The 6,000-nt window shown below is 73.0% G+C and carries 5 protein-coding genes and 1 pseudogene; 4 read left to right on the top strand and 2 right to left on the bottom strand.

The features are described from left to right. The 4 genes and pseudogenes from AXW62_RS30720 to AXW62_RS30705 form a co-directional block, all read left to right on the top strand. Positions 1 to 611, top strand: a pseudogene (locus AXW62_RS30720) (serine/threonine protein kinase); the annotation flags it as partial. Between the two features lie 159 nt (positions 612 to 770). Further along, positions 771 to 1,388 carry a SurA N-terminal domain-containing protein gene (locus AXW62_RS30715; protein ID WP_060947389.1) on the top strand — a complete coding sequence of 206 codons (618 nt, stop codon included), beginning with the start codon at positions 771 to 773 and terminating at the stop codon, positions 1,386 to 1,388. Positions 1,389 to 1,402: 14 nt separating this feature from the next. Next, on the top strand, positions 1,403 to 2,419 hold the full coding sequence (locus AXW62_RS30710; RefSeq protein WP_060947388.1) for a nucleoside triphosphate pyrophosphohydrolase: 1,017 nt from the start codon (positions 1,403 to 1,405) through the stop codon (positions 2,417 to 2,419). A 128-nt stretch (positions 2,420 to 2,547) separates the two neighbouring features. After that, the gene (locus AXW62_RS30705; RefSeq protein ID WP_030837293.1) at positions 2,548 to 2,967 is read left to right on the top strand and encodes a DUF6479 family protein; all 420 of its coding nucleotides are present in this window, start codon (positions 2,548 to 2,550) and stop codon (positions 2,965 to 2,967) included. 286 nt (positions 2,968 to 3,253) lie between these two features. On the opposite strand, the gene AXW62_RS30700 is transcribed toward AXW62_RS30705, so the two are convergent. Together AXW62_RS30700 and AXW62_RS30695 are read right to left on the bottom strand one after the other, a co-directional pair. Next, positions 3,254 to 4,627, bottom strand: coding sequence for a tryptophanase (locus AXW62_RS30700; RefSeq protein ID WP_060947387.1), 1,374 nt, complete (start codon positions 4,625 to 4,627; stop codon positions 3,254 to 3,256). Positions 4,628 to 4,675: 48 nt separating this feature from the next. Further along, positions 4,676 to 5,821: a tryptophan dimethylallyltransferase family protein gene (locus AXW62_RS30695; protein ID WP_060947386.1), complete on the bottom strand. Its 1,146-nt coding sequence runs from the start codon at positions 5,819 to 5,821 to the stop codon at positions 4,676 to 4,678. Between the last annotated feature and the right edge of the window lie 179 nt (positions 5,822 to 6,000).

Below are 6,000 nucleotides of genomic sequence, written 5' to 3'. Positions count from 1 at the left end.
CTCCCGCCGTCCCCGCCCCGCCGCCGCGCCGCGCGGACGCGGCCGGGCGGCCGGACGTCGCCGCGGCCGTGGACGAGGTCAAGCGCCTGCTCGACCAGGGCCGGATCACCCAGGCCGTGGACATCCTCGGCGCCATCCTCCCGGCCGCCGCCGCCGAGCACGGCGAGCACTCCGCCGTCGTACGGGCGTTGCGCAAGCAGTACGCGGCGACGCTGATGGACGACGGGCAGTACCGCCGCGCCCTGCCCGAACTGCGCCGGCTGGCCGATGAGTACGCCGCCGAGTCCGGACCGCTGGCCCTGCGCGCGTCGCTGCAGTTCCGCTACGAGGCCGCCCAGTGCCTGGAGCAACTCGGCGAACCGGCCGCCGCGCTCTACGAATACCGCGGTCTGCTGCCCTCCTTCGAGCAGTACGCCGCGGACGACCCCGCCCAGCCCCTGGACGTCCGCCGGCGCATCGGCCATCTGCTGCTGTCCCTCGGCGACCGCCCGGCGGCCCATGACACCCTCGTCCGCCTCCTGCACGACGCGGAGCGGCTGCACGGACCGCACCACCCCTTCCCCGCGGAGGTCCGGCGGACGCTGGAGTGGCTGGGCCAGGTGTGCGGCTGAGGCGGGCTGGGGGCCGGTCCGGGCGGCGGACGGCGGCCGGGGGCTGACCAAGACCGCGGTGAATCGTTGTCCAAGCAGTGGCCTAGGCCGCGCCGACTCCATACCATCGATCAACGCCAGATCGTTTGTCGCGCCGCACGATCTCTGCCGGGAGGCTCAATGATCCGCCGCCGTACTGCGCTCTCCGTCTCCGCCGCGTCCGCCCTCCTCCTCTCCGCCCCCCTGCTCACCGCGTGCGGCGAAGCCCCGCGGCCCGGCGCCGCGGCGGTCCTGGACGGCGGCCGGATCACCGTGTCCGAACTCCAGGCGCAGGTCAAGGACGTCCGTGCGGCACAGCGCGACGATCCGAGGGCGGCTCAGATGGTCGCGAGCAGCGGCCGGCTGAGCCAGGACACACTGATCCGGATGATCCAGTTCCGGGTGATCGAGCGGGCCGGCCAGGACCACGGGATCAGCCCCACCCGCCGCGAGGTGCAGCGCGCCCGCGCCAGTGCCGAGGCGCAGAGCGGCGGGGCCAAGGCCCTGCGCGCGCTGTATCTGCAGCAGGGCATCGCGCCCGGCCGGATCGACGAGGCCGTCCGGATGGACCTCACCCGCAACGCCCTGCTGCGCAAGCTCGGCACCGCCAAGGTCAACGAGGTCTTCACCCGGACCTCCAAGGCGCTCGACATCCGGGTGAACCCGCGCTACGGAAAGTGGGACAACACCCAGGGCACCGCCGTGCTCGCCAAGGAGGCGTGGCTGCGCACCTCCGGCGGCGCCCGGGAGCAGGCGTAAGTTACGTTGCAAGGGTGACCGCACCTGACTCGTCCGTCCCCGCCGACGCCACCGCCACGGGACGCGTCGTCCTGCTCACCACCAGCCACCGGGTGGCGCCGGGGCTGCTGTCCTGGCCCGCCTGGCAGGCGCTGCGCGGCGCCGACCGGGTACTGTCCGGCGACCCGGACCATCCGCAGCTGCCGTATCTGCGGGAGGCGGGCGTGGCGGTGGAAACGGGTTCCCCGGCCGCACGCGAGCTGGTCGACTACTGCCGGGCCGAGGGCGGCCGTACGGCCGTCGTGATCACCTCCGCCGAGGGCGAGTCCGAGCTGACCGACGGGCTGGCGCGGCTGGCCGGGTCCGGCCGGGAGGCGATGCCGGACCTGGAGCTGCTGCCCGGCTCCTACGATCTGCCGGGCGCGCGGCTGCTCGATCTGGTGCAGGTGATGGACCGGATCCGGGCCGAGTGCCCGTGGAGCGGCACCCGGACCAACGAGGAGCTGGTCAAGTACGGCATCGAGGAGGCGTACGAACTCGTCGAGGCCATCGAGGAGGGCGACCGCGAGGCGCTGCTCGAGGAGCTCGGCGATGTGCTGTTGCAGGTCGTCTTCCACGCCCGGATCGCCCAGGACGACCCCGAGCACCCGTTCTCGATCGACGATGTGGCGGGCGGCATCGTGGACAAGCTGATCCACCGCCATCCGCATGTCTTCGGCGACGAGGCCGCCGAGACCCCCGAGGACGTCAGGCGGCACTGGCTGCGGACCAAGGCGGTCGAGAAGCGGCGTGACTCGGTCACCGAAGGGGTGCCGCTCGGTCAGCCCGCGCTCGCGCTGACCGCCAAACTGGCCTCCCGCGCCCGGACGGCCGGCCTGGACGTGGCCCTGCCGGACGGGGCGGGCATCGGCTACGACCTGCTGGCGCTCGCGGTGCGCGCCGAGGCGGACGGGGTGGACCCGGAGGCGGCGCTGCGGGCGGCGGCCCGCGCCTACCGCGACGCGATACGGGCGGCGGAGGGCGTCACGGCGGACTGCCCCGGGACGGACTGACCCGGGACGGGACGGACTGATCCGGGACGGAGCGGCCCGCGGGGCGCGCCGGGGGCCGTGCCGCGCGGCGGGATGTGACGTGCGTGGGGCCGGAGTGATATCCGGGCGGGTCCGGGTACCCGGCGGTCATGGATACGTACACCGAGGATCTCGCCGTGTCCCGGGACCTGCTGGTCGGGACGGGACCGTTCGTCGTCGGCCTGGTGGTCGTCATCCTGTGCTTTGGAGCCGTGTGGTGGGGGATACGGCTACGGGCCCGTGAACCGGCCCCGCCCCAGAGTTCGCAGCCCCGCGCCGGTGCCTGGCAGGAGGCCCGGGAGGCCGACCGCGAGGCGCGGGCGGCGGGCCACGGCCCGGGGCACCAGGACGAGGAGGACCGGGTCGGCTATGTCACCCAGAACCGCGAGCCCGATGAGCTGGACCAGGACGGCGGCCGCCGGCTCCCCTACGAGCTGGGGGGCTCCGGGACCCGGGACGCCGGCAGCGGCGGCACCGAGGGCCGGCGGAAGTGGACCGAGGGCAGCAGCGGCTCGTTCGGCAACGGCTGAGGCACGCGGTGGGGACACGCGGTGGGGACACGAGGTGGGGACACGCGCGATTGAGACACCTGGCGAGTCACATGGCGTGGCGAGACACCGGGATGAGCCGCGGGGCCGGGACACGAGGCCGGGACACCGCGCCGAGGCACCGACCAGGGCGCGGTCAGGGGGACCGACCGGGGACCGGTCAGGGGGTGTCGGACGGGCCGCCGGGCGTGGGGGCCGGGCGGCCGGTGCGCGACGCGGGCCCGGCACCGGTGGTGTCCGGGGCCGGCCCCGCGTCGCGCCGTACGGGTCAGGACCGGTTGGGCACCGGCTCCAGCGTGGCGCGGAAGTGGCGCAGGATCGGGGACTGGTCGGTGATCCGGAAGCCGTACACCTGGTCCGTGTTCTTGGCGATCTTCGCCAGCGTCTCGCCCACGTGGTCGTAGTGGCTGCGCGTGTAGACCCGGCGCGGCAGGGCGAGCCTGACCAGCTCGTACGGCGCGCTCTTCACCGGGTTCCCGTGTTCGTCCTCCTCGCCGAGGTAGAGCGAGCCCAGCTCGGCCGAGCGGATGCCGCCCTCCAGGTAGAGCTGGCAGGCCAGGGCGTGGCCGGGGTAGTGGTGGGCCGGGATGTGCGGCAGCAGCCGTCCGGCGTTGAGGTAGAGCGCGTGCATACCGGGCGGCTCGACGATGTCCACGCCCGCGGCGCGGACCCGGTGGGCGAGGTGGGAGGCGATCTCGGCGCGCTCGGCGAGATAGCTGGGCTCGGTCACCTCGGTCAGCCCCTGCGCCATCATGTCGAGGTCGCGTCCGGCCAGACCGCCGTAGGTCGCGAACCCCTCGGTGGCGATGAGGAGCAGCTCGCACTTCTGGGCGAGTTCCGGGTCGTTGGTGCCGATGAAGCCGCCGATGTGGACGATGCCGTCCTTCTTGGCGCTCATCACGCAGCCGTCCGTCAGCCGGAACGCTTCCTCGGCGACCTGCCGCGGCGTGCGGTCGCGGTAGCCCTCCTCATGACGGGTGACCAGCCACGCGTTCTCCGCGAACCGGGCGGCGTCCAGGAAGAACGGGACACCGTGCTGACGGCAGAGGGCGGACGCCCGCTTGAGGTTCTCCATGGAGACGGGCTGACCGCCGCCGCCGTTGTTGGTGATCGTCATGACCACCACGGCGACCCGGGAGCCGTCGGGGCCGGCCAGTGTCGCGGCGAGCGCGTCCAGGTCGATGTTGCCCTTGAACGGCTCGGTGCTGTCGAGGTTCCTGGCCTCGGGACACGGCAGGTCGCGCGCCTCGGCGCCGGTGAGCTCGACATTGGCCCGGGTGGTGTCGAAGTGGGTGTTCGACAGCACGAGGTTGCCCCGCTCCAGCAGGGTGGAGAACAGCACCCGCTCGGCGGCGCGCCCCTGGTGGGCCGGGAGGACGTGCGCGTAACCGGTCAGCTCGGTCACCGTCTCGTGGAAGCGGTAGAACGAGCGGGAGCCCGAGTAGGACTCGTCCCCGGCCATCCCCGCGGCGAGCTGGGCGGCGGAGAGCGCGCCGGTGCCCGAGTCGGTGAGCAGGTCGATGGTCACCTCATCGGCGCGCAGATCGAAGAGGTTGTAGTTCACACGCTTCAGCGCCGCCTCGCGCTGCTGCCGTGTGGTGACGGGTATCGGTTCGACGACCTTGATCCTGTACGGCTCCACGCTGACCGCTGCTCCTGTCCTTTTCGTTGTTCCGTTTCTCGGCGGGTGTCACAGCCGTGCCCGCGCCCGGTCGCGGGTGGGGACCGTCTCGCGGGGCGGCCGCACCTCGTACGCCTCGGAGGAGACGTAGACGGTCACCCGTGTCGGCCGGCCGCGCTGGTGGACCAGTGCCAGATAGGCGATCAGGCCCACCCCGTCACTCAGCGGGCGGGGGCTCACGGCGGCCAGCGCCCGGTCCAGTGCCGCACTGTCCATGTCATGTTCGCGCAGCACGGCCACCGCCCGGTCCCGTGCCTCGCCGTCGTGCCGGACGTAGTCGCGGACCGGCACGTGGAGGGTGTAGCCGCTGGGCCGCCCGGTCGCCGTCTCCGTGAAGGAGTGGCAGGTGAGGGCGGGGCGCCCGGCGAGCCGGCCGGTGTCCTCGGTGGGCCCCGGGTCTCCCGGGGCGGGGAGGTCACCGGCGGTGCGGAAGAACTCCTCCAGCTGCTCCCGGCTCGGTGGGGGCGACATCCGGGGGAGGGAGCCCGCGTCGGCGGCGGACATGCCGAGGTGTTTGAGGTAGATCTTCACCCGCGGGGCGTCCCAGTCGCCGAGGTCCAGGGCGAGGAACGGGAAGCCGTCCGCCCGGGGCAGCGCGTCGAACGCCTGCCGGTGGCCCAGCCTGGCCAGCGCCTCGCGTACCGTCTCGGCGGCCCGGTCGGCGCCGTTCGCCGCGGGGTTGAGGTAGACCTTCACCCCCGGCACCCCACCGGAGCGGAGCTCCAGGGCGCACCACAGGGCCAGCGGACCCTCGGGGGAGGAGGGGAAGAACAGGTCCTCCAGCCGGTCGAGTTGCTCGGTGGAGAATCCCCAGCGGTCCGCCATGGTGTGGACCGCCCGCAGACCGGCCCGGCCGTTTTCCGCCAGGTCGTCGCCGCTGGAGCAGCCCGGTTCCACCAGGACCCGCAGGTGCGGTGCGCGTCCCGGCAGGAAGGCCAGGGAGAACTCCACGGGGGTGTGGTCGTCGGAGAGAAAGGTCCGCGACGGGGGTGGCAGGGACAACGGCCGTCCGGCCGACGTCCCCAGACTTTCGATCAGCACCCCCGTGTAGGCCGCCGTGTCGGCCTCGGTCAGCCCCGCCACCTCGCACAGCCTGGTCAGCTGACCGGTGGCGAGGTCACCGAGCAGCGCCTCCCCCGAATGGAAACCGCTCATCGGACCTCCCACTGAATCGAGAGGGACGCTCGTTTCGGTTTGTGCAGCGGAGTGAGACGGCCGTTCGAACGTTCATGCCCTACGAGAAGATACCCGCCCCCCGGGGCGGGTATCTCGGCTCCCTTCGCGTGTGCTTTCGCGAAATTAGGGTAGGTGTTCGATTGGCCTCGAGGGTGGTG

Source organism: Streptomyces hygroscopicus subsp. hygroscopicus, assembly GCF_001553455.1.
Lineage (GTDB): Bacteria > Actinomycetota > Actinomycetes > Streptomycetales > Streptomycetaceae > Streptomyces > Streptomyces hygroscopicus.
Note: the sequence above shows the minus strand (reverse complement) of the source record. Positions and strands in the feature narration are given on the sequence as shown.

Excerpts from the sequence above, each read along its gene's own strand:
- AXW62_RS30695 (WP_060947386.1), bottom strand. The coding sequence starts at position 5,821 with ATGAGCGGTTTCCATTCGGGGGAGGCGCTGCTCGGTGACCTCGCCACC.
- AXW62_RS30715 (WP_060947389.1), top strand. The coding sequence starts at position 771 with ATGATCCGCCGCCGTACTGCGCTCTCCGTCTCCGCCGCGTCCGCCCTC.
- AXW62_RS30705 (WP_030837293.1), top strand. The coding sequence starts at position 2,548 with ATGGATACGTACACCGAGGATCTCGCCGTGTCCCGGGACCTGCTGGTC.